Annotated in this window: 27 protein-coding genes; 12 read left to right on the forward strand and 15 right to left on the reverse strand. The window is 65.3% G+C overall.

Translation table 11 applies throughout. The annotated features are described in order from the left end of the window. The first annotated feature begins 1 nt into the window (after window position 1). Complete coding sequence (locus AB0N24_RS06670; RefSeq protein WP_364122123.1) at window positions 2-2,170, forward strand: beta-galactosidase; 2,169 nt, start codon at window positions 2-4, stop codon at window positions 2,168-2,170. Here AB0N24_RS06670 and AB0N24_RS06675 read toward each other — a convergent pair. The 5 genes from AB0N24_RS06675 to AB0N24_RS06695 all read right to left on the reverse strand — a co-directional run bounded on the left by AB0N24_RS06675 (window position 2,167) and on the right by AB0N24_RS06695 (window position 5,477). After that, window positions 2,167-3,429 carry an MFS transporter gene (locus AB0N24_RS06675; protein WP_364122126.1) on the reverse strand — a complete coding sequence of 421 codons (1,263 nt, stop codon included), beginning with the start codon at window positions 3,427-3,429 and terminating at the stop codon, window positions 2,167-2,169. The two genes, AB0N24_RS06670 and AB0N24_RS06675, sit on opposite strands and share 4 nt — an antisense overlap. Continuing rightward, entirely contained in the window at window positions 3,426-3,803 is a 378-nt protein-coding gene (locus tag AB0N24_RS06680; protein WP_214950871.1) for a MarR family transcriptional regulator, read from the reverse strand. The genes AB0N24_RS06675 and AB0N24_RS06680 overlap by 4 nt, the downstream gene beginning before the upstream one ends. A gap of 180 nt (window positions 3,804-3,983) precedes the next feature. Then, window positions 3,984-4,481 carry a DinB family protein gene (locus AB0N24_RS06685; RefSeq protein WP_364122128.1) on the reverse strand — a complete coding sequence of 166 codons (498 nt, stop codon included), beginning with the start codon at window positions 4,479-4,481 and terminating at the stop codon, window positions 3,984-3,986. A gap of 58 nt (window positions 4,482-4,539) precedes the next feature. Next, window positions 4,540-5,061, reverse strand: coding sequence for a hypothetical protein (locus AB0N24_RS06690; RefSeq protein WP_364122131.1), 522 nt, complete (start codon window positions 5,059-5,061; stop codon window positions 4,540-4,542). A 2-nt stretch (window positions 5,062-5,063) separates the two neighbouring features. Further along, window positions 5,064-5,477, reverse strand: coding sequence for a hypothetical protein (locus AB0N24_RS06695; protein WP_364122134.1), 414 nt, complete (start codon window positions 5,475-5,477; stop codon window positions 5,064-5,066). 297 nt (window positions 5,478-5,774) lie between these two features. Between AB0N24_RS06695 and AB0N24_RS06700 the strand changes: the two genes are divergently transcribed. Further along, complete coding sequence (locus AB0N24_RS06700) at window positions 5,775-5,996, forward strand: hypothetical protein (RefSeq protein ID WP_364122137.1); 222 nt, start codon at window positions 5,775-5,777, stop codon at window positions 5,994-5,996. Window positions 5,997-6,039: 43 nt separating this feature from the next. Further along, on the forward strand, window positions 6,040-6,546 hold the full coding sequence (locus AB0N24_RS06705; RefSeq protein WP_364122140.1) for a DUF664 domain-containing protein: 507 nt from the start codon (window positions 6,040-6,042) through the stop codon (window positions 6,544-6,546). 100 nt (window positions 6,547-6,646) lie between these two features. Here AB0N24_RS06705 and AB0N24_RS06710 read toward each other — a convergent pair whose 3' ends face one another. The 6 genes from AB0N24_RS06710 to AB0N24_RS06735 all read right to left on the reverse strand — a co-directional run bounded on the left by AB0N24_RS06710 (window position 6,647) and on the right by AB0N24_RS06735 (window position 11,768). Next, on the reverse strand, window positions 6,647-7,636 hold the full coding sequence (locus tag AB0N24_RS06710; protein ID WP_364122143.1) for a TM2 domain-containing protein: 990 nt from the start codon (window positions 7,634-7,636) through the stop codon (window positions 6,647-6,649). Window positions 7,637-8,019: 383 nt separating this feature from the next. Further along, the gene (locus tag AB0N24_RS06715) at window positions 8,020-8,643 is read right to left on the reverse strand and encodes a dihydrofolate reductase family protein (protein ID WP_364122145.1); all 624 of its coding nucleotides are present in this window, start codon (window positions 8,641-8,643) and stop codon (window positions 8,020-8,022) included. A 173-nt stretch (window positions 8,644-8,816) separates the two neighbouring features. Beyond that, the gene (locus tag AB0N24_RS06720; RefSeq protein ID WP_364122148.1) at window positions 8,817-9,569 is read right to left on the reverse strand and encodes a metalloregulator ArsR/SmtB family transcription factor; all 753 of its coding nucleotides are present in this window, start codon (window positions 9,567-9,569) and stop codon (window positions 8,817-8,819) included. Between the two features lie 72 nt (window positions 9,570-9,641). Further along, entirely contained in the window at window positions 9,642-10,085 is a 444-nt protein-coding gene (locus AB0N24_RS06725) for a YdeI/OmpD-associated family protein (protein WP_364122151.1), read from the reverse strand. Window positions 10,086-10,113: 28 nt separating this feature from the next. Next, window positions 10,114-10,890: an SDR family oxidoreductase gene (locus tag AB0N24_RS06730; protein ID WP_364122154.1), complete on the reverse strand. Its 777-nt coding sequence runs from the start codon at window positions 10,888-10,890 to the stop codon at window positions 10,114-10,116. Next, the gene (locus AB0N24_RS06735; RefSeq protein ID WP_364122157.1) at window positions 10,887-11,768 is read right to left on the reverse strand and encodes a helix-turn-helix transcriptional regulator; all 882 of its coding nucleotides are present in this window, start codon (window positions 11,766-11,768) and stop codon (window positions 10,887-10,889) included. Before AB0N24_RS06735 ends, AB0N24_RS06730 begins: the two co-directional genes overlap by 4 nt. Window positions 11,769-11,861: 93 nt before the next feature. On the opposite strand from AB0N24_RS06735, the gene AB0N24_RS06740 reads away from it, so the two are divergent. From AB0N24_RS06740 to AB0N24_RS06755, 4 genes are all read left to right on the forward strand, one after another. Continuing rightward, on the forward strand, window positions 11,862-13,319 hold the full coding sequence (locus AB0N24_RS06740) for an MFS transporter (protein ID WP_364122160.1): 1,458 nt from the start codon (window positions 11,862-11,864) through the stop codon (window positions 13,317-13,319). A gap of 67 nt (window positions 13,320-13,386) precedes the next feature. Beyond that, complete coding sequence (locus AB0N24_RS06745) at window positions 13,387-14,271, forward strand: aldo/keto reductase (RefSeq protein WP_364122163.1); 885 nt, start codon at window positions 13,387-13,389, stop codon at window positions 14,269-14,271. A 23-nt stretch (window positions 14,272-14,294) separates the two neighbouring features. After that, window positions 14,295-15,320: an aldo/keto reductase gene (locus AB0N24_RS06750; RefSeq protein ID WP_364122165.1), complete on the forward strand. Its 1,026-nt coding sequence runs from the start codon at window positions 14,295-14,297 to the stop codon at window positions 15,318-15,320. Window positions 15,321-15,797: 477 nt separating this feature from the next. Then, complete coding sequence (locus tag AB0N24_RS06755) at window positions 15,798-17,312, forward strand: MFS transporter (RefSeq protein ID WP_364122168.1); 1,515 nt, start codon at window positions 15,798-15,800, stop codon at window positions 17,310-17,312. An 11-nt stretch (window positions 17,313-17,323) separates the two neighbouring features. Here the strand turns inward: AB0N24_RS06755 and AB0N24_RS06760 are convergent, their stop codons facing one another. Continuing rightward, a complete protein-coding gene (locus tag AB0N24_RS06760; protein WP_364122171.1) occupies window positions 17,324-18,958 on the reverse strand; it encodes a helix-turn-helix domain-containing protein in 1,635 nt (544 codons plus the stop codon). 132 nt (window positions 18,959-19,090) lie between these two features. Here AB0N24_RS06760 and AB0N24_RS06765 point away from each other — a divergent pair, with 132 nt between their 5' ends. The 5 genes from AB0N24_RS06765 (at window position 19,091) to AB0N24_RS06785 (ending at window position 23,771) form a co-directional block, all read left to right on the forward strand. Beyond that, window positions 19,091-20,362, forward strand: a complete 1,272-nt coding sequence (locus tag AB0N24_RS06765) for an alpha-hydroxy acid oxidase (RefSeq protein ID WP_364122174.1) — start codon at window positions 19,091-19,093, stop codon at window positions 20,360-20,362. 84 nt (window positions 20,363-20,446) lie between these two features. After that, entirely contained in the window at window positions 20,447-21,349 is a 903-nt protein-coding gene (locus AB0N24_RS06770; RefSeq protein ID WP_364122177.1) for an ABC transporter substrate-binding protein, read from the forward strand. A gap of 6 nt (window positions 21,350-21,355) precedes the next feature. Beyond that, window positions 21,356-22,411, forward strand: a complete 1,056-nt coding sequence (locus AB0N24_RS06775; RefSeq protein WP_364122180.1) for an amino acid ABC transporter permease — start codon at window positions 21,356-21,358, stop codon at window positions 22,409-22,411. Beyond that, entirely contained in the window at window positions 22,408-23,175 is a 768-nt protein-coding gene (locus AB0N24_RS06780) for an amino acid ABC transporter ATP-binding protein (protein WP_364122183.1), read from the forward strand. The genes AB0N24_RS06775 and AB0N24_RS06780 overlap by 4 nt, the downstream gene beginning before the upstream one ends. Window positions 23,176-23,390: 215 nt before the next feature. Continuing rightward, the gene (locus AB0N24_RS06785; protein ID WP_364122186.1) at window positions 23,391-23,771 is read left to right on the forward strand and encodes a VOC family protein; all 381 of its coding nucleotides are present in this window, start codon (window positions 23,391-23,393) and stop codon (window positions 23,769-23,771) included. 36 nt (window positions 23,772-23,807) lie between these two features. Here the strand turns inward: AB0N24_RS06785 and AB0N24_RS06790 are convergent, their stop codons facing one another. The 3 genes from AB0N24_RS06790 to AB0N24_RS06800 all read right to left on the reverse strand — a co-directional run bounded on the left by AB0N24_RS06790 (window position 23,808) and on the right by AB0N24_RS06800 (window position 25,918). Then, the gene (locus AB0N24_RS06790; protein WP_364122189.1) at window positions 23,808-24,443 is read right to left on the reverse strand and encodes a hypothetical protein; all 636 of its coding nucleotides are present in this window, start codon (window positions 24,441-24,443) and stop codon (window positions 23,808-23,810) included. Window positions 24,444-24,566: 123 nt separating this feature from the next. Beyond that, window positions 24,567-24,866: a muconolactone Delta-isomerase family protein gene (locus AB0N24_RS06795; RefSeq protein ID WP_364122192.1), complete on the reverse strand. Its 300-nt coding sequence runs from the start codon at window positions 24,864-24,866 to the stop codon at window positions 24,567-24,569. A gap of 17 nt (window positions 24,867-24,883) precedes the next feature. After that, window positions 24,884-25,918, reverse strand: a complete 1,035-nt coding sequence (locus tag AB0N24_RS06800; RefSeq protein ID WP_364122194.1) for a transporter — start codon at window positions 25,916-25,918, stop codon at window positions 24,884-24,886. Window position 25,919 lies beyond the last annotated feature (1 nt).

Consider the following 25,919-nt stretch of genomic DNA (forward strand, 5'->3'; position numbering starts at 1 on the left):
CATGACCATCAACCAGAAAGGCAGCACCATGCCGTTCCCCACTGACCGTGTGCTTTTCGGCGCTGCGTACTATCACGAGTACCAGCCCACCGAAAGGCTCGACGCCGACATGGACCTGATGAAGGAGGCCCACTTCACCGTCATCCGGGTGGGCGAATCCGTCTGGTCCACGTGGGAGCCGGAGAACGGCGTCTTTGACCTGGACTGGCTCCAGCCGGTGCTCGACGCCGCCCACCAGCGCGGCATCCAGGTGATCCTCGGAACGCCCACCTACGCGGCGCCGCCGTGGCTCGCCCGCGCTTATCCGGAAATCAACGTCCACCGCTCCACGGGCCAGCCGATGGGCTGGGGCGTCCGGCAGGAGATCGACTACTCGCACCCGGCGTTCCTGTTCCACGCCGAACGGATCATCCGCAAGATCATCGCGCGGTACGTGGACCACCCGGCCGTCATCGGGTTCCAGGTGGACAACGAGCCCGGCAATGAGATCTTCTTCAACCCCGGCGTGTTCCAACGCTTCACCGAGCACCTGCGCAAGCAGTACGGCTCCGTGGAGAACATCAACAAGGAATGGGGCCTGACCTACTGGTCCCACAAGCTGTCCGACTGGGCCGACCTCTGGACCCCGGACTCCAACGCGCAACCGCAATACGCACTGGCCTGGCGGCGCTTCCAGGCGGAGCTGACCACGTCCTTCATCCACTGGCAGGCCGACGTCGTCCGCGAGTATGCGCAGGAAGACCAGTTCGTCACCACCTGCATTTCCTACGAGCGCCGCACCGTCCGGGACGACGACCTAACGTCCAGACTGGATGTCACCGCGGGCAACCCGTACTACCGGATGCAGGACCACCTGGCCCTGCCGGCTGCCGGTCCCACGACGCAGGCCTGGACCACCGAGGGCACGTGGTCCCTGTACGCCACGGCGGACCGGATGTTCTCCTCCAAGCAGGCGCCGTTCCTGGTCACCGAGACCAACGCCCAGGCAATCGGCCACGCGCACCAGAACGAGCCCGCCTATGACGGCCAGTGGCGGCAGGCGGCGTGGGCGCTGGTGTCCCGCGGTGCCAGCATGATCGAGTACTGGCACTGGCACACCCTGCACTTCGGTGCTGAGACGTTCTGGGGCGGGGTGCTGCCGCACAGCCTGGAGCCCGGCCGGACCTACCAGCAGATCAAGGAACTGGGGGCGGACTTCGCCGCGGCCGGTGACCTGGTCACCGGCCTGACGCCCGACGCCGACATCGCCTTGGTGTACTCAAACGACACGAAGTGGGCCTTCCAGGAGGCGCCGCAGCTTCCGCTGACTGGCCAGCACGATAACGAGCCGGACCCGCGTTCTTACCAGACCATCTTCGATGCCTTCTACCGCGGCGCGTTCGACGCCGGACTCCAGTCGCGCCTGCTGCACCCCGGCCAGATGACTGCCGAAGACCCGGCAGCGTACGCCTCGGCGCAGCCCGTCCTCGTGGCCGCCGGCTTCGCCATTGCCTCGGACGAGGAACTTCAGTGGCTGCGCTCCTACGCCGAGGCCGGCGGGCACTTGCTCCTGGGCATCCGCACCGGCTACCAGGATGAGGAGGCCCGCGCCCGGCTTGAACGCAAGCCAGCCCACCTGGCGGAGGCCGCCGGCCTCTTCTACGACGAGTTCAGCACGCTGTCCGCGCCTGTGGATGTCGTGGCTCCGGCTTTGGACAGCGTGGCAGCAGGGGAGGGTGCCGGCTTCAAGGGAACCGGCTTCAGCCCGAGCCCGGCTGCCGCCGGCACGCGCTGGATCGACGGCGTCCAGCCCCAGGGGGCGCAGGTGCTGGCCTCCTATGACCACGTGCACTTCGGCCGGTGGCCGGCGCTGACCACCAACGCCCACGGGAAGGGCCGCATCACGTACGTGGGCACCGTTCCGAACGAGGCGCTGGCCCGGGACATCCTGCAGTGGGCGGCCCGGGACCAGGGCGACTGGCGTCCGCAGACGGCGTCGCATACCGTCACCGGCGCCACGGCCCGGGACGGCCGCCGTCTCCGGTTCGTGCACAACTGGTCCTGGACGCCCGGCAGCTTCAAGCTGCCAGGCGCGGTCACGGACGTCATCAGCGGCGCATCCCTTGGCTACGGCGACGTGCTGGAGCTGGGCGCCTGGGACGTGCGCGTGCTGGTGGAGGCTGATGCCTAAGCGTCAGGTACGGCGCGCTTTCTGGGGAACGCGGTTCGCAGCTGTCCCCGGAAGGTCAGCGGGCTGCGCCGGCTGACCGCGATGACGGAGAGCAGGCCTGTCAGCAATACGATGAGTCCGCCGGCGGCCACTGACCAGCGCGCGCCGAATTCAGTGCCTATCCATCCCATGAGCGGCGCTCCGACGGCGGTGCCGCCCTGGAGGACGGCCAGGTAGAGGGCCAGCACCCGCCCCCGGAACTGCGGCTCCACGGAGAGCTGGATGGTGGTGTTGCAGCTGTTCAGGAAGGTGATTGAGGCCAGGCCCACCGGTATCAGCACCGCGGCATAGAGCCAGAACGACGGCGACACGCTGCCTACCAGCGTGAAGAACCCGAGTCCGAGCGCACCGCCGAGCAGGAAACGCAGCCGGGGGCCGGACCGGCGGGCCGCAAGCAGGGCACCGGCCAGGGTCCCGACCGCCATGATGGAGCCCAGCAGCCCGAATTCACCCGGTCCCACCCCGAACTCCGCGGTGGACATCAGCGCGTTGGTGATGGGGAAATTCATCCCGAAGGCGCCAAGGATCCCCACCATGACCAGGATGAGCACCAGGTCCGGCCGGCCCCGCACGTACCGCAGGCCCTCGGCCACCTGATGCTTGCCGCGGACTGCCAGCGTGGACGGGGCCAGTTCTGAGGTGCGGATCCGGAACAGCGAAATGATGACGGCGGCGAAGCTGGCCGCGTTGAGCAGGAAGACCGGCCCGGTGCCCACCCACGCGATCAGCACACCGGCAATGGCCGGGCCGGTGAGCCGTGCCGTGTTGAAGGAGGCGGAGTTCAGGGCCACCGCATTGGCCACCTTGTCCTGCCCCACCAGTTCGGAGACGAAGGACTGGCGGGCCGGTGCGTCAATGGCGCTTGCCAGCCCCAGGCACAGGGCAGCCAGGTAGGCGTGCCACAGCTGGGCGGTGCCCGTCACCACGAGGAGTCCGACTGCCAGTCCGCACAGGCCCATCGCCAGCTGCGTCCAGAGCAGGATCACACGTTTGCGGTGCCGGTCCGCGAGCACGCCGCCGTAGGGGCCAAGCAAGAGCATCGGCAGGAACTGCAGGCCGGTGGTGATGCCGACGGCCGTGCCGGAGTGGTCGGTGAGGACGGTCAGTACCAGCCAGTCCTGAGCCACACGCTGCATCCACGTGCCGATATTGGAGACGAGCGCGCCGCCGGCCCACACGCGGTAATTGGGGTTCGCCAGTGCCTGGAACATGGCGCTCATTTGGCGCTCAGCTGCTGCATGATGCGGGCCGCGCGGCTCAGGATCCGGCGGTCTTCGTCGCTCAGTCCGGCGACACGGTGGGCCAGCCAGGCGGTCCGTTGTTCACGCGCCTCGGCCAGGATGGCCTCGCCGGCCGGGGTGATGCCCACCTGGACCTGGCGTCCGTCCAACGGATGGGCTGTCCGGGTGACAAAGCCCAGCTCAGTGAGGGCATTCACGATCCGGGTCATAGAGGGCGCCTGCACGTGCTCGCGTTCTGCCAGTTCGCGGAGGGTCTGCGGGCCGCCGCCGTTCAGTTGGGCCAGGACCGTGTACTGGCCCGGCGTGATGACGTCACCGGTTGCCTCCACACGGAGCCTGCGGGAAGTGCGCATCACCGCCGTCCGAAGGTCGATGGCCAGAATATCCGGCTTGATGCTGTCCTGGGGCTCCCGGTCCGTTGCCGTCACTGTGATAGCGCCTCCTGCGAATTTACTTAGCAATGCTAATTAGCTCTGCTAACCATTATGCTCCGACGCGGTGCTCGCGGCAAGTGTGCGCTGCGGGCTGCGGCCTTAGCCGGAGGTGATCTGCTCGCGGAGGATGTCGGCGTGACCGCAGTGCTGGGCGAGCTCCCGCAGCATGTGCAGGTATACCCAGCGCAGCGGCAGCGGTCCTCGGCGGTTGCCGCGGAGCACGTCGTCGAGCTCCAGGACTGACGTGGCCCGGCGGGAGGCCTCGCAGGCGTCGAGGTGGGCCTGCTGGACGGTGGCGATGGTGTCCGCCTCTTCGAGGATGAACGACTCATCCGGTGTGGCCGGGATGCCGATCTCGGCGCGCGACCGGCACGTGATCGCTTCGTCGAACCAGACCTTTTCCACGAAGGTGGCATGCTTCACCAGGCCGAGCAGCGTGGTCCGCGACGGCACCAGGGACCGGCGGGCCTGTTCTTCGGTCAGTCCGTCCAGGCAGGAGTGGAGCATGTTCCGGTGCTCATTGAGGAAGGCCTCGAACTGGACGCGGGCAGGCTGATGGAGGACGTCTTCGGCATAGGTGGCGGGGAGGGGAGGCATGGCTGAAGTATTGCAAGGGCGGCGGGCCAAGGCAACGACCAGCGTGGCGGGGGAGCCGCTACTTTGCGGTGAGCTCAATGTTGACAAGCCAGTTGTCGTCCAGATCCGGGGCGGGGTCGATGCAAACCCTTGCCATGCCTCCGCCCTCCATTTCGGACTTGAGGCAACCGGTGTACCTGCCCATGGGCGGGCCGCTGATGTCCACTCCCAGCCGGCCGGCGGTGTCTTCAAGGCCCACTTTGTGGTTCACCGACCACGTTGCGTTCAGCCGGACGCAGGCGAGATCTGTTGAAAGGCAGCCGGTGTCCGGATCTGAACGTTCCACGAGTTGCCAGTCACTCTGTGGCAGGTCGTCGGCTTTGGAGGTCATCGCCTGGGCTCTTTCCTCATTGCTGCCGCCGTTCTTGACGGCGTCAGCCACGGCGGCGCAACCCGCGAAGAGGAGGACCACGATCAGTACGGTTGCAGCGCCGGCGCCACCGAGAATCCATCCGAGCTTGTTCTTCTTCTCCGGAACCTGAGGCTGCTGCGAAGGTTCCGGCTGTGGGGCGTAGCCCTGCGGTGCTTGCGCATCTTCCATTCCTATTTTGCCCTCAGGTCAATGATGACCTTCCACGTGCCTGGCGCATCCTCGGCCGGATAGATACGAAGGTCTGCAGTGATGCCGTCTGTCGAGTTTTTCCGGGGGCAGCCCTTGTAGGTCATTGCGGCATCACTGCAATCCAGTCCCAGACGGGCGGCAGCGTCTTCCATAGTCACCTCATGGGGCACCGACCATACGGCGTTCAGTCGTACGCACTCGATGTCGATCGAGAGGCAGCCCTGCTCCACTTTTGGATCGACCCGTACCTTGAGCTGCCAATCCTCTTCCGGCAGGGTGTCCGCCATGGCCATCATCGTGCGGGCCTTTTCCTGATGGTCACCTCCTCCGTTGATGCCATTAACCATCGAGGTGCATGCGGCGAAGAGGAGGAGAACAAACAAGACGGTTGCCACGCCAACCGCACCCAGAATCCACTTGAGTTTGGTCTTCTTCGGTGGTGGCTGAAATCGCTGCTGCGGTGGCCCATACTGCGGGTACGGAGGTCCCTGAGGCTGCTGGGCAGGCATCGGCGGTGGGCCGTAGCCCTGAGGTGGTTGCATCCGTTGTCCCCCTGATTTCGTCTGACAGCCGAGCCTGACTCTAGTCGTTGGCAGCTCGTGTGCAATGGGGACAACTATCCGGCTTCCACACCCCGCCGCTTGTTCGCCGTCGCGGGCCGCGGACGTGGAACGCGGAATAGACTGAGCGCCATGGGCACTGTTGACGATTCCTTGGCCGCTTTAGCCGAGCCCCAGCGCGGGTGTCTTCAACGGGTCATCGACAATTGCCAGGGCCGTTGTGACGCCGTCGCCAGCCAGCTTGACGGATATTCGTTGTCCAAGGGGACCATCCGCTTTACCCCGGACCATCCCGTCCCGGACGATGTGCTGGAGGAAATAGTGCGCCTGCGCCGGGCGGAGATCCTGAAGTAAGTGAACGGCGCAAGCACACGGAAACGCAGATGAAGGGGACCTGATGAAATCCAACGAACTGTTGCTGGACGCCTTTGGCCGGATCCGGGAGACCGTGGAAGCCACTCTTGAGGGAGTCGACGGCGTGGACCTGGTCCGGCGGCCCTCGGGCACCGGAAACTCGATGGCGTGGCTGATCTGGCACCTTGGCCGCGTGGAGGATGCGCAGGTGGCCTCCGCCGCCGGCCTGGAACAGGTCTGGACCTCGCAGGGGTTTGTGGGCCGCTTCGACCTGCCGCTTCAGAAGCGTGACACCGGGTACGGCCATTCGAGCGTGCAGGTCGATTCGGTGAAGGCCCCGCCGGCGCTGCTGCTCGAATACTATGATGCCGTTCACCGGCAGACCGTGGGCTTTCTGCAGAGCCTCAGCGACGACGATCTGGACCGCATCGTCGACACCCGCTGGGACCCGCCCGTCACCCTCGGCGTGCGGCTGGTCAGCACGATTGCCGACTGCCTCCAGCACGTGGGGCAAGCCGCGTACGCCAAGGGCCTGAACCGCCGCGGCTAGCCCTCCTGGTGTGGGGTCCGCCGTCGACGTCTGGACAACCCCGGGACCCCATGGATGAGGGAGCCCCCGAAACGGGGGCTCCCTCGGGGAATGCCGGTCGTTACGGGGTCACACTGATGCGTGCGACTTCCTGCAGGATCGGGTTTGTGATGATGACGGTAGACGTGCCCGACTTGATGTCAAAGGCAACCTTGCCTCGTGCCTTGTCGCCGGCCGGGATCTCGCCGGAACCCAGCTGGTCATCCATGATGAGTTCAACGCTGGCGGAGCGGCCGTCAGCGTCCTTGGCCTTGAAGTACAGCGGGTTGCTGGTGGTCTCGCCCTTCTCCGTTTCCCAAAGCACATCGAGGGTCAGGTAGCCGCCGTTCTTCGCCGGGCTGTCGAACGGCCCGGTCGTGATCGAGGGGCCGTAGGTGGCGGAGAGGATGGTGATCTTGGCGGTGTTCCCGTTGCCCATGTCAGCAGTAAATGCCTCGCCGACCTTCTTTTCCGAGGACGCAGCCGGTGCTTCAGCCGCCGGGGCTTTAGCTGCAGGCTCTGCAGCGGGAGCTTCAGCTGCTTGGCTAGCCGCAGGTGCGGAAACAGGAACTGAAGGACCTCGGGTGGAGTTGAAGATGACACTGAGGAGAATGACCACTCCGGTCACAATGAGGGCGACCTTCTTGTGCTGGTCATAGCCCTCCAGCGGGAGGCCCTGCTTGTCGCGCTGCTTGTTCGCCAGAACGAGAATGAGGTCGACGAGTGCCCAGATACCCAAGCCTCCGAAGGTGAACAGCTTGAGCAGTCCGGTACCGACCTTGCCCAGGTAAAAACGGTCGACGCCGAATACTCCGACGAGCAGGGAGAGCAGCCAGGTCACAAGGAAGGATTTGTTGCTCACTCCGTATCCACCCAGCATTGGGCCGCCGGGATAGGGCGCCGGGGCGCCCGGATACTGGCCGGGGGCGCCGGGGTAAGGCTGTGTGGCCACGGGTGCTTGCCCGAAGGCGGGGGTCTGCCCATAAGTGGGGGCTTGCCCGTAGGAGGGCCCCTGGCCGTAGGGGGCCTGCTGCGGCTGCTGCGGTGCGCCATAGGGGTCTTTTGAGCTCATTGGGTTCCTTTCAAAGGGCGCCCTGGTGCCGGGGCGCCCGGAGTGCGTGATGGATGCGAGAAATGCCGTCGGATGGACGGGGTTCGCCGGTGATTCGCTCTCGGGCGGTGCGGAAGGATGGCTTGGCGCGCTATGCCATGCTCATGTGACGTTCGCTTCCCCCCAGAAGTGCGGCTACGGTGTAGCCGCCCGGGTTACAGCATGCCTCAGCGCACGTGCCGTTTAATGCAGTATTGGCGCAGGACTGGAACAGGTTTTGCACAGCAATCCCGCAGCCACCCGTCCCGGCCGCACGGCTGAAGCCGCGCAGCCTTCAGCACGATTGCCGACTGCCTCCAGCACGTGGGGCAAGCCGCGTACGCCAAGGGCCTGAACCGCCGCGGCTAGCCCTCCTGGTCGACGGCTGACATGTCGCCGACACCGGGGGTGCCGTCGGCGAGCGCGTAGCGCTGCAGCACCGCACCCTTCGGTGAGGCGACCACCGGCTCGATGAGTGTGAGGTTCGTGGGAACCACCCCGTTGGCGAAGACCTTCTTTCCGCCGCCGAGGAGGATCGGATACACCCAGAGCGTGAGCCGGTCGAAGAGTTTCTCGGCGAACAGGGTCTGCACGAAGTCGAGGCTGCCAATGACGTGAATGTTCTCGTGCCGGTCGCGCAGTTCGCGCACGGCGGCGGGGACGTCAGGACCGAGCAGTGTGGAGCCGGCCCACTCGAGGGCGGGCGCCTGGCGCGAGGCCACGTATTTCGGGAGGCGGTTGAACAACCGCGCGATGTCCCCGTTCGCGTGCGGCCAGTACGAGGCGAAAATGTCGTAGGTCCGGCGCCCAAGCAGCAGCGCGTCCATCCCCGCCATCCCGGAGTCAATCTGGTCGCCCACCACCTCGTCGATGAGGGGCGCCTGCCAGCCGCCAAACGCGAAACCGCCCTCGGCGTCCTCCTCCGGCCCGCCGGGCGCCTGCGCGACGCCGTCAAGAGTGGTGAACAGGTCGATATGGATGAGTCCCATGCCGTGCTCCTTCTCTGCGGCCCGTCGTCGCCGCGGCGGCGGGATCACTTCGAGGTTGCCACACGAAGCAACCGGTATCAACGGCTCGGCGGCACCCGGTGGTCCCGCCGGGCGGGGGAGTACGACGGCGGCGCCCGGTTGCTCCCGCCGGCCGCCTCAGGTGTACAGCCGTCTCAGGTGTACATCAGGGAGCCGGGCGTGGTGAGGAGCTCGCCGGTTTCCAGCCAGGTCTTCAGGCCGGAGAGGATCATCGGCCAGCCGCCGTAGAGCTGGTCGTTGGCGCCTTCGCGGAGCTGGTCGTGCGTGACGGTGAGGTGGCAGGAATCGTCGCCCACCGGCTCGATCTCCCACGTGATCCGCGAGGTGCCTTCGGCCTTGACGTCCTCGCCCCACAGTGCCCGCATGGACTGCACGAGCTTCCGGGGTGGGTCCACCTCGATGTTTTCGCCCTCGCCCAGGGGGTCCCCGCCGTTGGGTGCCATCTCGAACCGGGAGCCGGGCGTCCAGTCCGAGCTGATCTTCATCCCGAACTGGTACTTGCTGCGGATCTCGCTGTCCGTGATGGCTTCCCAGAGCCGTTCCGGGGTGGTCTTGATGTAGATTTCGAAGACCTTTTCCATGGGACTTTCCAATCGGGTTTTGAGGTCGCTGAGGGCAGCGGCCCATGGTTCGGAATATTTGCTGACCCAGCGGTCGTGGACCAGCCGGATGGGCACCGGATTCAGGAAGTGGAGTTTCTCGCGGCCCCGGCGGCGTGTGACCACCAGGCCGGCTTCCTCCAGCAGCTTGAGGTGCTTCATCACGCCGTAGCGGGTCATGTCGAAGCGTGCCTCGAGCGCGTGGAGGGTCTGTCCGTCTTCCCTGAACAGTTCGTCCAGGAGGTCACGGCGGGTGGGGTCGGCGAGGGCCTTGAATACGGCGTCCACAGCTCCAGAATAGGTGACTAATTGGTCACATGTCTAGGGTGTGAAAATGCGGCTCACCAAGGTTGGTGTTTGCTACTTCTTACCCGCCTTGAGGTCGGCGACCACCTTGGTGATCCGGCGTGAGCGCGTGTCTTCCGTTTTGGCGTCCGCGATCGGCTCAACGTAGCGCCGCTGGCTGCTGTAGTTCAGTGTCGCGTAGAACGCTTTCGCCTCGGGCTCGGAATCCAGGGCGGCCGCGAGGTCATCGGGAACATCGATGACCCGCGGCTGGGTGTCCAGTTCGACGTCGACCTCTACAGTGTCTCCCGCCGAGGCGCCGGTCAGTTCCCGGTTGGCCGCGCTGACCCCTACCATGTACTGGCCGCCCATCACCGCGATGCTGCTGCGGTAGCTTTGGCCGTGGATGGTCACGACTACCGGCGGCCGCCTGCCGGCACCGAGTGCGTTCACGATGTCTTCAGGGACCTCAATGCCCGCTTTGTTGCCGCTGCCCTGAATGGTCGTGGTGAATTTCATGTTTACAGTATGCCTTCCCCATCCGCCCCTAGAGGCCCGTGGCTGTGATGGCGGTGAGGTCGTGGCGGAACGTTTCGGGCTCACTCTCCGTAAGGAGGTCGACACTGTCTTCGGCCCCGTCGAGCGATGCGCTTGAGTCCGGCGTCAGGGCGTTGAAGACGGCGGTGAGGTCGTCTTGTTCGGGTCCGTGGTCGGCGATGAGTTCGAGTGTTTTGTGGTTGGCGGCATCGATGTGAAGGCTGTCGATGAGGACGCGGGCGATTTGGTCCCGGGCGATGACGCCGTCTTTGGGTGAGCCGGACTGCCGTTTGTCGCCTTGGAGCATGACGATCTTCCGCTGGTCGGGTTGGTTGTAGTCGAACCAGCCGGGGCGCACGATTGTGTACGGGTTGCCGCTGGCGCGGATGAGCCGTTCGCTGCGCAGCTTCCACTGGGCGTAGGCGACGCCGGGTCGGGTGGTGCCAATAGCAGTCATCAGGGCAATACGCACCGGGCGGCTGTCCAGCGTCTTGAGGACGTTGGCGACGCCGGCGTAGTCGTTGTCGCGTACGTCGCGTTCGCTGGTGGTGGTTCCGTGGGTGAACACGATCGCGTCGACTCCGTCGACGGCGGGGCCAAGGGTTTCGGGACGGGTCAGGTCACCGATCACAAGGTCCACACCTTCGGGAAGGATGCGGGCGGCGCGCGTCTGGTCGCGCACGAGGGCCCGGACGGCGTAGCCGTGTTGCAGTGCCTCGGCCACTGCGTGGCGTCCGATGCTGCCGGTGGCGCCGACGATCAGCACGGTAGAGGGACTGGAGTTCATTTCTTCTCCTTGACTGTGGCCTCTTTTGTTTCCCGCTGGGTGGCGACCCAGCTGGCCAGGACTTTCAGTGCGTCCTCGGAGGGGGTGGCGGGATCTGCTGTGTATACGTTGATGCGCAGTCCCGGGTCCGCGGGAAGTTCCAGTGCTTCGAAGCTCAAATCGAGGTCGCCAACGATCGGGTGGTGGAGCCGTTTGCGGCCGGTGCGGTGGTGCTTTACGTCGTGACGGGCCCACCTGGTGCGGAACTCCTCGCTGCGGGTCGAGAGTTCACCGATCAGGTCTGTGAGGTCCTTGTCGTAGGGGTTTTTCCCGGCCGTCGAGCGCAGGACCGCGACGACGTCGTCCGCGGCACGCTCCCAATCGGCGAAGAACTCCCGCGCTTTCGGATTCAGGAAGGTGAAGCGTGCGCTGTTCGGCGGGGTGGGCACCTCTGCCATCATGTCCAGATAGAGCGCACGGCCCAGCTCGTTGGCGGCGAGGACATCCCCGCGGTCATTGCGGACCCAGGCGGGTGCAGTCGTGATCGCATCAATGACGCGTTGCACGCTGGGCCGCACTGTTTGCGGGCTGCGCTTGCGCCGCACCCGGGGGGAGGCGGTGGCGGCGCGGGCCAGGTCAAAGAGATGGGCCGTTTCGGCGTCGTCGAGCTTCAGGGCACGCCCAAGCGCTTCGAGGACGCTGTCGGAGGCGCCGGAGAGGTTTCCGCGCTCCAGGCGGATGTAGTAATCGATGCTCATCCCGGCGAGCATGGCGACTTCCTCGCGGCGCAGCCCGGTAACGCGCCGGTTTCCCCCATAGACCGGCAGGCCGGCTTCCTCGGGCGTGATCCTTGCACGGCGGGAGGTCAGGAACTTCCGCACGTCGTCGCTGTGTGTCATGGCATCCACGCTACGCGCGGCTTACCGAACGAGGGAGGCACTGGCGTTACCCGGAACGGCCGTGACTCCCGGCCCGGAAGGAATCACGGTTGCATGGAAACCATGAAACCTGAACCGACAACCGCTCCCCGCCCGGCGGCGATCCTGGCGATCATCCTCGCCAGCTACTTCATGATCCTGCTGGACAACTCGGTCATTTTCACTGCCCTGCCCAGCCTGCAGGCTGACCTGCAGCTGTCCACGGGTGAGCTCTCCTGGGTTCAGGATGCGTACACGCTGGTCTTCGGCGGTCTGCTGCTCCTCGGCGCCCGGGCCGGAGACCTGCTCGGCCGGCGGCGGGTCTTCGTGTTCGGGTTGGTGGTGTTCTCGATCGCGTCACTGCTGATCGGTCTGGCACCGGCCGGATGGTGGGCGATCGCAGGCCGGGCAGTGCAGGGTATCGGGGCGGCGATCGTCGCGCCCGCTTCGCTGTCCCTGCTCACGGCGAGCTTCCCCGAGGGCCGTGAGCGTACCCGGGCCGTGGCTTTGTATGGCGCTACAGCAGGTATTGGCGCCAGCCTCGGTTTGGTCATCGGCGGGGCGCTGGCCCACTGGATCTCCTGGCGTGCCGGGTTCTTCGTCAACGTACCCATCGGCGCCGCGATGATCGCCCTGGCTCCGAAGTTCCTCCCCGAAACGGGCCGGGCCAGGGGACGCTTCGACCTGTTCGGCGTGCTCAGCGCCACCCTGGGTGTGGGCGCCCTGGTGTTCGGCATCATCAACACCGCTGAAGCGGGCTGGGACTCGCCGGTCACCGCCACGGCCGTCACGGCCGGCGTCGTACTCCTGATCGTGTTCGTGCTGATCGAACGCAAGGCAGCCCAACCGATCATGCCGCTGCGCCTGTTCGCGAGCCGCCGACGCACCGGCGCCTACCTGGCCCGCTTCCTCTACCTGGGGGCAATGATCGGGTTCTTCTTCTTCACCACCCAGTTCATGCAGGAAGTGCTCGGCTTCGACCCCCTGCAGGCCGGTCTCGGGTTCCTGCCAATGACGGCGGTGAACTTCGCCGTCGCCATGAGCATCCCGCGGCTCGTAGGGCGGATGCCAGGCTCGGTTCCGCTGCTGGCCGGCATCCTGCTCACCCTCGCCGGGATGTTCTGGCTCAGCCGCGCCGGCCTCGACTCCTCCTACCTGACCGGGGTGGCACTGCCGATGATCCTCATCGGCGCCGGCCAGGGTTTGGCCTTCGCGCCACTGACCTCCTTCGGCATCATCGGTGCGCCGGCCTCCGATGCCGGGGCAGCGTCGGGCCTGGTGAACACCTTCCACCAGATCGGCACCTGCCTCGGGCTCGGCATCGCGGTCGCCTCCGCAGCGACCGTCCCCACGGGCGGTTCTGCCGCAGCGCACCTTGCCCTGCAGGTCAGCGCCGCACTCGCCACGGGCAGTGTCCTGCTGCTCCTTGCCCTGGCCATCACAGCGGCCCTCATCCTGCCAGCGGACCTCGCGGCCCGTCGATTGACAATCCGGACGGCCGTGCCCGCACCGGAGGCCGAGCCTGCCCGCTGAAACTCAAAGGGGTACTGACATGCCCTCCCACAATCCCGCACATCTGAATACCGTGAAAGGCATGGTTATGGAACTTACTCTCAACAACGGCGTCACGATGCCCGGCCTCGGTCTGGGCGTCTTCCAGAGTCCGCCCGAGCAGACGACGGCGGCCGTCGTGGCCGCGCTTGCTGCCGGCTACCGGCATATCGACACTGCCGCCGCGTACGGCAATGAGCGGGAGGTCGGCGAAGGCATCCGCAACTCGGGCCTGGACCGTTCTGACGTATTCATTGAAACCAAGGTCTGGGTCAGCGACTATGGCTTTGACCAGACGCTGCATGCCTGGGAGAAGGCTGTTGGCAAGCTTGGCGTCGACAACCTGGACCTGCTCATCCTGCATCAGCCCGCCCCAGACAGGTTCGGCAAGACCATCGCGGCGTACAAAGCCCTTGAGACGCTGCTCGCTGACGGGCGCGTGCGGGCGATCGGCGTCAGCAACTTCATGCCACACCACCTGAAGGAACTGCTCGCCGCGACCGACATCATCCCGGCGGTCAACCAGATCGAACTGCACCCCTACTTCGCCCAGCCGGACGTCCAGGCAGCAGACGCCGAGCACAGCATCCTCACCCAGGCCTGGTCACCGATCGGCGGCATCACCTTCTATCCCGGGTGGGGCGGCGAGGACCGCCGGAACGTGATGGAAGACCCCACGATCGCCGCCATCGCGCGAGCCTGCGGCAAGAGCCCGGCGCAGGTCATGCTCCGCTGGCACCTGCAGCAGGGCCGCTCAGCCATCCCCAAATCAACCAACCCGGCACGCATCGCCGAGAACTTCGACGTCTTCGACTTCGACCTCAACGCCGACCAGCTCGCCGCCATCGACGCTCTCGACACCGGTGTGCGCAACGGACCGGACCCCGACGAGGCCCGTGAAGAGCGCTTCGCCCTGGTCATCCCCGAAGCCTAAGACAGAGAGACAAGGAAATCAGCATGGAATACCGTCCCCTTGGCCGCACCGGTGTGCGGGTCAGCCCCCTGTGCCTGGGCGCGATGATGTTCGGCCCCTGGGGCAACGATGACCGCGCCGAGGCGACCCGCATCATCCACCACGCCCTCGACGCGGGCATCAACTTCATCGACACCGCCGACGTCTATTCGGGCGGGGCGTCCGAGGAGATCGTCGGGCAGGCGTTGGAGGGCCGGCGCGACGATGTGTTCCTCGCGACAAAGTTCTTTATGCCCATGAGCGAGGACCCGAACCAGCGCGGCGGATCGCGCCGCTGGATCATCCGCGAGGTCGAGAACTCCCTGCGCCGCCTGAACACCGATTACATCGACCTTTACCAGGTCCACCGGCCCAGTCCCGACACGGATGTGGAGGAGACCCTCGGCGCGCTCACCGACCTCGTCCGCCACGGTAAGGTCCGCTACATAGGGTCTTCGTCGTACTCCGGATCCCAGATCGTGGAGGCCCAGTGGGCGTCGCGTGAACGCAACCTGGAACGGTTCGTCACCGAACAGCCGCCCTACTCGATTCTGGTGCGCGGCATTGAGGAGGACATCCTCCCCGCGGTGCAACGCCACGGCATGGGTACCCTCACGTACAGCCCTCTTGGTGGAGGCTGGCTGTCCGGGCGCTGGCGGAAGGATGCGGCGTCCGCACCCACCTCGAGTGCCCGCCCGAGCGCAAGATTCGACATGACAAGCCCGGCGAACCAGCGCAAGCTCGACATCGTCGAAGAACTCGCCCAGCTGGCCGAACAGGCCGGGCTCACCCTGATCGAGCTGTCCATCGCGTTCGTGCTCAACCACCCCGGCGTCACGTCTTCCATCGTCGGACCACGCACCATGGAACAGCTGGAGTCCTACCTGCCGGCCGCCGACATCACTTTGTCCAGCGACGTCCTGGACCGCATCGACAAGCTCGTCGGGCCAGGCGTGACCGTCAATCCCGACGACAACAGCTACGGCGCACACGAACTCACAGCGCAGGCGCGCCGACGGACAGGGCCGTGACCGCCCGAACCCTTACCGATGCCACGACCTGGGGATCATGCTTGCGGATAAATGAGGAAAGCCCCTCAGGAGGGGCTTTCAGCGGGTTGGGCAGTTGATCTCTGGTGTTGGTCAGCGGTGATGCGCTCCTCCTTACCGGGCGCTGGGCGCCCCTGCCGGTTTTCCGTAGTTAGAGACTCTAATAAATACCCCGGCTGATCGTCCAGCGAAATGACCAAGAATTTCCGGTGGCCACACATCCAAGGCACTTGCCAGCTAACGGTGCGAATCGCAGCGGCCACGATGTGCCGAACTCCACAGCGAAGCAGCGTATTTCATTGATGTGTCCGGGCAACGGTGCGAAAATGGTCGGAGCACCGTGTCCGAAGCCAACGATGGCGCCATTTGGGGATGACGCGTGACCTCCAGTGGAGGAATGAAAATGCTGCAGAACCAATGCCAGGGCCTCTTGAGCGCCGACGCGGAAGCGCCGCAGCCATGACCGCCCAGCCCCCGAAAATCCGCCGCCTCCGCATCTCGGACGTCAATGTTGTCAACCACCGCACGCTGAGGAAAGCGCTCGGCGGCACCATCGTCGGCAACACCATGGAATGGTATGACGTCGGCGTGTTCGGTTACCTGATCACCACTATGGGCCCCGTCTTCCTGCCCGAAGCGGACAAAGCCGTACAGAACCTGTTCCTGCTGGGCACCTTCGGGGCCACATTTATCGCCCGTCCGCTGGGCGGCATGTTCTTCGGCTGGCTCGGCGACAAGATCGGCCGCCAGAAGGTGCTGGCCATGACCCTGATGCTGATGGCGGCGGCGACGTTTGTCGTCGGCCTCCTCCCGGGTTATGCGGTGCTGGGCATCTGGGCCGCCGTGCTTCTCGTGGTCACCAAACTGATCCAGGGGTTTTCCACCGGCGGTGAGTACGCCGGCGCAACCACGTTCGTCTGCGAGCATTCGCCGGACAGGCGCCGCGGCTTTTTCGTCAGTTTCCTGGACATGGGCAGCTACCTGGGCTTCGCCCTTGGAGCCGGGCTGGTTTCCGCCCTTCAGCTGACGCTGGGCCAGGGCCAGATGGAGGCGTGGGGCTGGCGCATTCCGTTCCTGATCGCCGGTCCGCTGGGCATCATCGCCATCTACTTCCGGATGAAGATTGAGGAATCACCTGCTTTCCAGGCAACCCTCGAGGCGGAAGAGGAATCAGCCCGGCATCCCGAGACCGGCGAGGTGCTCGGGCCCGTGGGCCCGGTGGGCATTTTCAAGGCTCACTGGCGCAGGATCGTGCTGGCCATGATTCTGGTGGCTGCCGGCAACACGGTGGGCTACGCCCTCACGTCCTACATGCCAACGTACCTGACCACCAACAAGGGATACGACGAGGTCCACGGAACGCTGCTGACCATCCCCGTCCTGGTGGTCATGTCGTTGTGCATCCCCTTCACCGGGCGTCTTTCGGACAGGATCGGGCGGCGCCCCGTGCTCTGGATCGGTGCCGTCAGCACGGTGGTGCTGTCGACGCCGGCGTTCATTCTGATCTCGATCGGAACCGTTCCGGCAACCATCGCCGGCCTCGCCATGATCGCCTTCCCGGTCACGTTCTTCGTCGCCAACCTCGCGTCGGCGCTGCCGGCACTGTTCCCCACGGCCCACCGCTACGGTGCCATGGGCATCGCCTACAACTTTGCCGTCGCCATCTTCGGCGGCACCACCCCGTTCATCATCGCCTCCCTCATCCAGGCGACAGGCAACGACATGATGCCCGCCTACTACCTGATGGCCACCTCGGCGATCGCCGCCGTCACGATATACTTCCTGCCGGAATCCGCACGTCGGCACCTGCCCGGGTCGATGCCCAGCGTGGACTCGGACGAAGCGGCCCGCGAACTGGTGGCGACCCAGGACGAGAACCCGCTGCTGGACATGGACACACTGCCGTTCGACAGCAGCTACGAAGCTGCGCGTGCGTCTCACGTGGGACACTCGGGCACGACGCCGGGCAGCTGACGCAAGCGGATCTACCGGTTGTGTCTCGCCCACAACTGCAGCCACACGAGGAGGCGCGCTTCGGGATCGTCCAGATCGATTCCGAAGAGGGCCTCCACCCGGGACAGGCGGTAGCGGACCGTGTTGACGTGCACGTCCAGGGACTTGGCGGCCTCGATCGCGTTGCCGCCGCAGCCCAGGTAGGCGTGGATGGTCTCTTCAAAGGATTTCTTATGACGTGCGTCGTACTCGGCGATTCTCAGGGCATGGGTCCCGGGCAGCTGGCCGGACGCCGTCAGCGACGAGACGATCTGGCGCAGCTGCAGCCGTGAGCCGAGGGAGTCGTCGTCGGCCACCACGTCATCGGAGTCGGCAGCTATGCGCCCCTCGACGACGTTGCGAACCAGTTCGGACAGGACCAGTTCCGCGTTGACCCGGGACTCTGCCAGCCGGTCGATCGCGGCCGCCACACCCAGTGCGGCCAGGACCGGGCGTGACAGAAGCCGGCGCGCGTTCTGGACAATTTTGAGGATCGCGCCGCGCTGAAACTGCACGGACGCTTCAGTGCTCTGCGGCAGGACGATGTACACGATGCCGTCCGAGAGCCCGCAGACGGCGGAGGGCAGCCGGATGGCGCAGGCGGTCCGGATGGTGTCGAAGAGCCTGAGGCGTGATTGCAGCGTTTCGGCCGCTATGGCGTCCGCCGGCCAGACGCTGAGGGCGGCCACACGGATCGAAGATGCCGATATTCCCAGCCGCATGGCGGCCAGTTCCGCGCGCTCCGGTTCGAACAGGAGCGGCCGGACAAGGTCCACCTGGCGGGTGAGGTTCGAGACGTACGTTGTGCGCTTGTGCAGGATATGGAGCGCGGCAACGTTGGCGGCTTCACGCAGGAGCCGGTGCGCGTCCTCGTTGTGGTGTTCGGCGCGTTCGAGCAGCCAGAGCGATCCCAGCACGGCTCCGCCGGCCCGGATGGCGATGGCCGTGCGACGAAGCAGGGGGTCCTCCGTCGCCACATTCAACGCATCACTGGCGGCATGGACGCGCCGGTAGTCCTTGTCCGTCTGGACGGAGTGCGGCACGTGCAGACGCAGGATGGAGCTCCGCCGCGTCTCGTCAATGGGCTGGTCCGGGAGGGTCGAATAAGCCAGGATCGTCTGGTCCGGATCGGCGATCGCAATGGCGCCGCCGGCCTGGGCAGCGACGGTGTTGGCCAGATCGAACAGGTCCCCGGGGCGGATGTCCACCAGGGTGCGGCCTGACTGCCGGTGCGGGACCACCGCGGCGTCCATGATCTCCGCCAGCTGGTTCCACGGAACCGAGTCGGAGGCACGGAAGAGGGCCATTCCCGTTTCCCGGGCGGCTGCCCGGAGGGCGGCGTCCGGGTTGCCGTTGGACTTGTAGACGATGGCCACGTAGCCGGCGTCGTTGAGCTCCCGTACCTTCACGCGCAGGCGTTTCCCTGACAGCGACAGGCCGATGGCCAGGGCAACAGCGCCGGGGAACGTGGCGGGCCGGGCCGTCGAATCGTAAAGCACGGAACCCGCCACGAGCTGCTGGTCATCGGCCGGCATTTCGACGAGGCTGACAATTTCCGATCCCGCCGAGCGCGCCACATCCGCCAGAGTGGGCAGGCCGTGATTCTCCGCCGCGGGGTGCACCCTCACGGTGCCACCGAATGCGCTGTTTGGTAGGTAGTGGTAATTCAGGGCCCCTCAATTTGTCGCACGCTCCATAGTGGCGCGGAGTTCCGCTTCCTACGCTGAACCGTAACGCACGCACACACTGGAAGGCCGCAATTGAAAATCAGCGAAGCCAAGCAGCTCATCCAGGTCAAAGCCCCCGTCCTATCCCGACGACGCCGTGTGCTGGCCAAGGCCTTCAATGTGGAGGAATACCGAAAGTCGGCGCGGAAAGTCCTGCCGGCGGGGATTTTTGATTATCTCGACGGCGGCTCCGAGGACGAAGTGACGCTCCGCCGCAACCGCGCCGTCTTCGATTCCTGGGCGCTTATGCCCAGCTGGGGGCCGGTGTCCGGACCAGACACCGGCACCACGTTGCTCGGGAAACACAGTGCCCTGCCCCTGACTTTGACACCGACCGGGGCAACCCGGCTGTTCCATCCCGAAGGGGAGCTGGCCGTCGCGGCCGCCGCCGACCGGGCCCGCATCCCCTACGGGCTGGCCGGGCTGAGCACCGTGGCCATGGAAACCATAGCCGAGGGCCACCCGGCGCTCGACCGCTGGTTCAACATCGGGCTCACCTCCGACGCCCAGGCGCTGAAGGACAAACTGGCGCGCTGCGAAGCTGCCGGATTCAGCACACTGATTGTCGGCGTCGACACTCGGGCGCTCGGCGCCAGGGAACGGGACCTCCACAACGGCTTCACCGCGCCTCCGGCGCTGACGCTTTCAACCTTGGCGGACATCGCCCGGCGGCCGTCCTGGTGGATCAACTTCCTGAAGGCGGACGGAATCAGTTTCCCGAACCTGGATCCGCGCAGTGCCGCGGCCACCTCCGTGGTCACTCCGTCGATGTGGCAGCACATCCTTGGCCACTCGGATGCCACCAGCGGATGGAAGGAACTGGACGCCTTGCGTCAGGCGTGGCACGGAAAGATCGTGCTCAAGGGCTGCGTCAACCCGGCCGACGTCGAAAAGGCCGCCCGGATCGGCCTGGATGCCGTCCAGCTCAGCAACCACGGCGGCCGCCAGCTGGATCACATGCTGAGCCCGATGGATGTGCTGCAGGAATCCCGCCAGCGGGTGGGCGATTCGATGGAGATTTATGTGGACTCGGGCATCCGCCGGGGCAGCGACATCCTCAAGGCGCTGGCGCTGGGTGCCGATGCCTGCTCGATCGGCAGGGCCTACCTGTACGGATTGGTGGCGGCCGGTTCACCGGGTGTCGGGCGCATCATCGACATCTTCGCTGACGAACTGCGGCGTACCATGACGTTGGTAGGCGTTTCCAGCATTTCCGAGTTGAAGGCTCGAGGCGGGGAAATTCTTCGGGACATCCGTCATTCCGGAGAAATCCCCGAAACAACGGCGTCAGGCACCACGAACTAACGAGTTCCGAACACGCACGCACACAGTGCCCTCCGCCCGCAGCCTTGCGGGAACCCGGAGAATCCCTGAACAGCTAAGGAAACCATGCGCACCCGATACCTACTGCCCGTCCTCACCATGGCCACGGCGCTCGCCCTCTCCGGCTGCGTCGACAACAGCGCACCGGCCGCGACCGGTGGCGCATCCGCAACCGCTGACGCCGTCGACGTGAAAAAGAACGACTCCATTGCCGCGATGCTCCCGGAGAAAATGAAGAGCGCCGGCGTGCTCAACGTCGGCATGGCAAACAACTACCCGCCCAACGAGTTCAAGGACGATAACGGTGCGCCGGCAGGCTGGGCTGTGGACCTGACCAACGCCCTGGGCAAGGTCATGGGCCTGAAGGTCAACTTCGACATCGGCACCTTCGACAACATCCTGCCCGCCGTCCGAGCAGGAAAGGACGACATGGGCATGTCCTCCTTCACGGACACGCTGGAGCGCGAAAAGCAGGTGGACTTCGTGAACTACTACTCTGCCGGGATCCAGTGGGCCGCCCCCAAGGGCAAGACCGTGGACCCCGACAACGCCTGCGGGCTCAAGGTGGCCGTCCAGGCAACCACGTATGAGGACACCCACGAGGTGCCCGCCAAGTCGAAGGCCTGCACCGATGCAGGCAAACCGGCCATCACCATCTTCAAGTACGACGCCCAGGACCAGGCGACCAACGCCCTCGTGGTGGGACAGGTGGATGCCATGAGCGCCGATTCGCCCGTGACCCTCTACGCGATTTCCAAGACCAAGGACAAGATCCAGACCGCCGGCGATGCCTTCGAAGTGGCGCCGTACGGGATCCCGGTGGCCCAGGACAGCGAATTCACGCCGGTTCTGCAGAAGGCCCTGCAGTCCCTGATCGACGATGGCACCTACACCAAGATCCTGTCCAAGTGGGGAGTGGAAGCCGGCGGAGTCAAGACGGCGGAGCTCAACGTGGCAGCCAAAGGGTGATAGCGCATGAGCGAGCCGGAGCCCGGCCGGATGATTGAGGCGGAACCCGGCAAGAGGCCGGAAACGGGCAGGAGGTCCCGGGCCGGCAGCGGACGGGACGCGGACAACGCCCCGCCCGAAGCGATCGTTGCCATCCCGCTCCGCCACCCCTGGCGGATCCTGGTTGCAGTTCTCCTCATCATCGGCTTGGCGGTCTTTGTGCTGGACGCCGCCCAGCGGCCGGACTATGGCTGGCCGGACGTGGGCAAGTACATCTTCGACCGCCGGATCAGCCAGGCGGCGTGGGTGACGTTGTCGCTGACCATCTACGCGATGGTCGGCGCGATCGTCATCGGCCTGCTGCTGGCCATCATGCGCCTCTCGCCGAACCCCGTACTGAAGAGCGTTGCCTGGCTGTATATCTGGATTTTCCGGGGTACCCCGGTCTACGTGCAGCTGGTGTTCTGGGGCATCGTGGCGCTCATCTATCCGGTGTTCACGCTGGGCATTCCGTTTATGGAGCCGTGGGTCACCATCCCCAATGAGGTCTTCACCAACCTCTTCATCACCGCCGTGATCGGGCTGGCCCTGAATGAAGCCGCCTACATGTCCGAGATCGTGCGCGCCGGGCTCCTGTCCGTCGACCAGGGCCAGGAGGAAGCCTCGACGGCGCTGGCCATGTCCTGGGGGCAGACCATGCGGTACGTGGTGGTCCCGCAGGCGATGAAGATCATCATTCCGCCCACGGGCAATGAGGTGATCTCGATGCTCAAAACCACCTCGCTGGTGGCCGCCATTCCGTTGAGCATTGACCTCTACGGGGTGTCCCGCGGCATTTCCGCGGTGACGTTCACTCCGGTGCCGTTGCTGATTGTGGCGTCCCTCTGGTACCTGCTTTTCACCTCCGTTCTCATGGTGGGCCAGCACTTCATTGAGAAGCGGTTCTCGCGGGGAACCGGACGGGCCAAGACGGGTAAGGAAGGCACGACGCCGGAACCGACTGCGGTTTCCGGCGGACTGGGCGGTTCCGGCGCCCCCGGGCCCGGCGGACCGCTCGGCAATGACTTTGGAGGAAAAGGATGACGGACGCGCCGATGGTGCTCGCGGAGCGGGTCTCCAAGAATTTCGGTACTAACAAGGTCCTGCGCGGGATCAGCCTGGAGGTGGACCCCGGGGAGGTTCTCTGCATCGTGGGGCCCAGCGGTTCGGGTAAGTCGACGTTCCTGCGGTGCATCAACCACCTGGAACGGGTTGACGGTGGCCGGCTGTCGGTGGACGGCCAGCTGGTTGGCTACCGTCAAAAGGGGGACAAGCTCTACGAGCTGAAGCTCAAGGAAGCGGCCTTCCAGCGCCAGGAAATCGGGATGGTGTTCCAGCGGTTCAACCTGTTTCCGCACCTGACCGCGGTGGAGAACATCATCCTGGCTCCGATGCGGGTGAAGGGTCTTTCCAAGGCCAAAGCCCTCGCGCGGGCCAAGGAACTGCTGGAGCGCGTGGGCCTGGGGGACAAGGGGGCTGCCTACCCGGCGCACCTGTCCGGCGGGCAGCAGCAGCGCGTGGCCATTGCCCGTGCCTTGGCCATGGACCCAAAGCTGATGCTCTTCGATGAGCCGACCAGCGCCCTGGACCCGGAACTGGTGGGTGAGGTGCTGGACGTGATGAAGGAACTGGCCAAGAGCGGCATGACCATGATCGTGGTCACGCACGAGATGGGCTTCGCCCGCGAAGTGGCGGACACGCTGGTGTTCATGGACGACGGTGTGGTGGTGGAGGCCGGGCCGCCCCGGCAGATCCTGAGCGATCCGCAGCATGACCGGACCAAGGCCTTCCTGTCCAAGGTCCTCTGAAACTATTTCCGTAGCCGTGATTCGGTTCCATAATGTCCCCATAAGGTTCGGGGACCTCGCGATGATGCCTGGCAGGGCGTAGCAGAGTCCCAGGTGGCCGCCCTGGTACTTGGCGGAACGGGCGGCCACGCGGCCACGGGACAGAAGACGTTCCGGAACCGCTATAGGGGAGGGCATCGCCATCAACGCGAGAACAATGCACAGAGGAAATCATCATGCTCACGGATTCAGACATCATGGCTGTCCTTCCCGCGAAGGACATCAAGAGGGCGAAGGAATTCTACCGGGACAAGCTGGGGCTGGAACCTTCCGAGTCCGCTGAGGAGGACAGCCTGATCTACAGCGGGGGCCACGGAACGGGCTTCCTCGTTTATCAGACAGAGAACGCAGGCACGGCGAAGAACACCCAGATGGGCTGGACCACGGACAACCTCGAACGCGAAGTGGAGGAGCTGCGGGGCCGCGGCGTCGTCTTTGAAGATTACGACATGCCCGGGCTGAAGACCGAGAACGGCATTGCCACGAGTGAGTGGGGGAAGGCCGCCTGGTTCCTGGACAGCGAAGGGAACATTCTCAACATCTCCCAGCGGGCGTAGAACGACGTCGGCGCCCGCCGCTGCGGGCGCCTCGCCTTACGTCGATGATTCCGGGGCGCGCGCAATACCGAAGTGCCACAGTGCGGCGTCCAGGTCCCCGGCGCGCCACCCTCGGGAGTCTGCCGCGGCGCGGATCACGGCCGACATGTTGGCGGAGGAGGTGTCCTCGATACCGGCTGCCTCGGCCACTCTCCGTATCCGCACATCAGTGGCAACCCCCGTAGCGAGTCCGCTCAAAGTGTCGACGTAGTCCAGTGTCTTGGGGCTCACATGACGTACACCTGCGAGGGCATCACGAAGAACCGGCCTTGTTGCTGGGTCAGTGAGTCTGGCTCGGAGTTCCTCTACGGTTTCGATGCCCTGATCCTCAAACACACACGTTAAGTCGTCTATCTGGGCAAGGCGGCCCGGCGAGGGCCAATCGATGACCTCCGAGAGGGTTCCCGTAGCAAGACCTTTCCGGAACCCACTGGTGGTTTGTGCATCCGGCCATGCGGCGACCAGGGCGTCAACGCGCGGCTTCACCGTTTCCTCGTAATTCTGCCGTCGCTGCAAGCAGGCATCGACAATAATCGCACCGATGGAAGCCCAACCACGGCTCACCTCAGCAGCGTCGATGCCGTGGGAGTCAATGAAGGCTAGGAGTTTGGCGGTGTCGCCGTCGATAGTCATGACTGAATACTTTCACGCGAACAAGGCGGTCTCGGAGCGTCGCCACCAGTGCGACCTGATGGCAGGAGCCGCATCCGCTTGGCCGTCGATGATCCACGGTGAAATTTGGATGGCTTGTGGCTGTCAGGACTTCTTGGTTGCCGGGTCGTTGGGGTGGGGATTTAGGGGAGTGATTTCCACCGTCATCCACTTGTGTAGGGGGAGGGTGGCGAGGATGCCCTTCAACTCGGTCTCACTGGCTGCCCGCCAGAGGCCAAGTGTTCGCCACGCACCCGGCTCGACCGGAGGCCTCCACAGCCGGAGAAGATGACCTTGCTCGACCAGTTCTGCGGCCCTGAGCGCTTCCCGCGCCCTGGTGTCCTCTACGGTCGCGTCTGCTGTTCCGTCGGGGACGTTTGTAGTGAGGGTGGTCAGGAACTCCATTTTCCTTCTTCTTTCTGTTAGACGGATTGGTGAGGGGCGTCGGCCCGTATGGCCGTCGGAAGTTGTCTCCGTGCCGCGCGGGTCGTGGCGATGAGCAGGAGGATCGACTTCGTCGCGATCGACACGACGAGGAGCGTAACGGCGGCCAGCACTCCGACTGTGATGGCCTGCCAAGCAATCGGCTGGAGTAGGTGCAGCCACGTGATTGCCAGCGCAGCAACACTCGCCGCGGGGAAGGTAAATGACCAGAAGCCGAGCGAGAACGGCAGCGCGCGATAGCGCGGCAACAGCATCACCTGGATCAACACCATGAGCGCCGTCATTGCCGTCAACCCCTCGAAAAGATGATTGGGTCGACCGCCGGAGATCGTAAGCCACGCCGCTGCCGCGACGGCCGGGGGAGCCATCAGGATCGCGAGTGTCGGGACGAGCGGGGCGGGCATGGTTGGACGGAGCGCGAGCCGGAGGAAGAAGAGCACCGAGATTATCAGCCAGAAGAAGATGCCGATTGCGAAGCTTCCGACGGCAAGCCACTCAGGTCCCGTCTCTGCGGCAGCGAGTGCACCGACCAGACCGGCTGCACTGATGGGCAGGTAGTACCCGCCGTGAACGGATTCGAGCGGCATCTCCCCGCGCATCCAGAAGCTCAGCATCCATGCGGCGAACGCGGCCGCGGCGGCGAGGGAGATGAGCGTCAGCACAGTTCCGGCAATCGGAATCGTGCGGTGAAGGGCCGCTCCAAGCAGCATCGCGGCGATGGGAAGCAATGCCGCAAGCGGGCCCTGGGCGAAGTGCGTGAGCTGATGGGTGAGCGGTTGATCGGTGCTCCGGCCGCGATACAGGTGCACCGCGAGGGTCCAGATCCAGGCGATCGCAGCGACCAGCCAGAACGCTTGCCCGAGCTCGAACGGGAGGCCGAGCGAGGAAGTCGCCACGGTCCATACTTGGGCGAGGCCCGCCAAGCCCAGTGGGATGGCGAGCGTGTTCAACGGGACGCGCGTGCGCACGGTTGTCGCGGAGAGGACGTGCGCCGAGAGCAGTTGAGCAGACAAA

This window comes from Arthrobacter sp. NPDC093128 (genome assembly GCF_040683875.1).
In the GTDB taxonomy this organism is placed as follows: domain Bacteria; phylum Actinomycetota; class Actinomycetes; order Actinomycetales; family Micrococcaceae; genus Arthrobacter.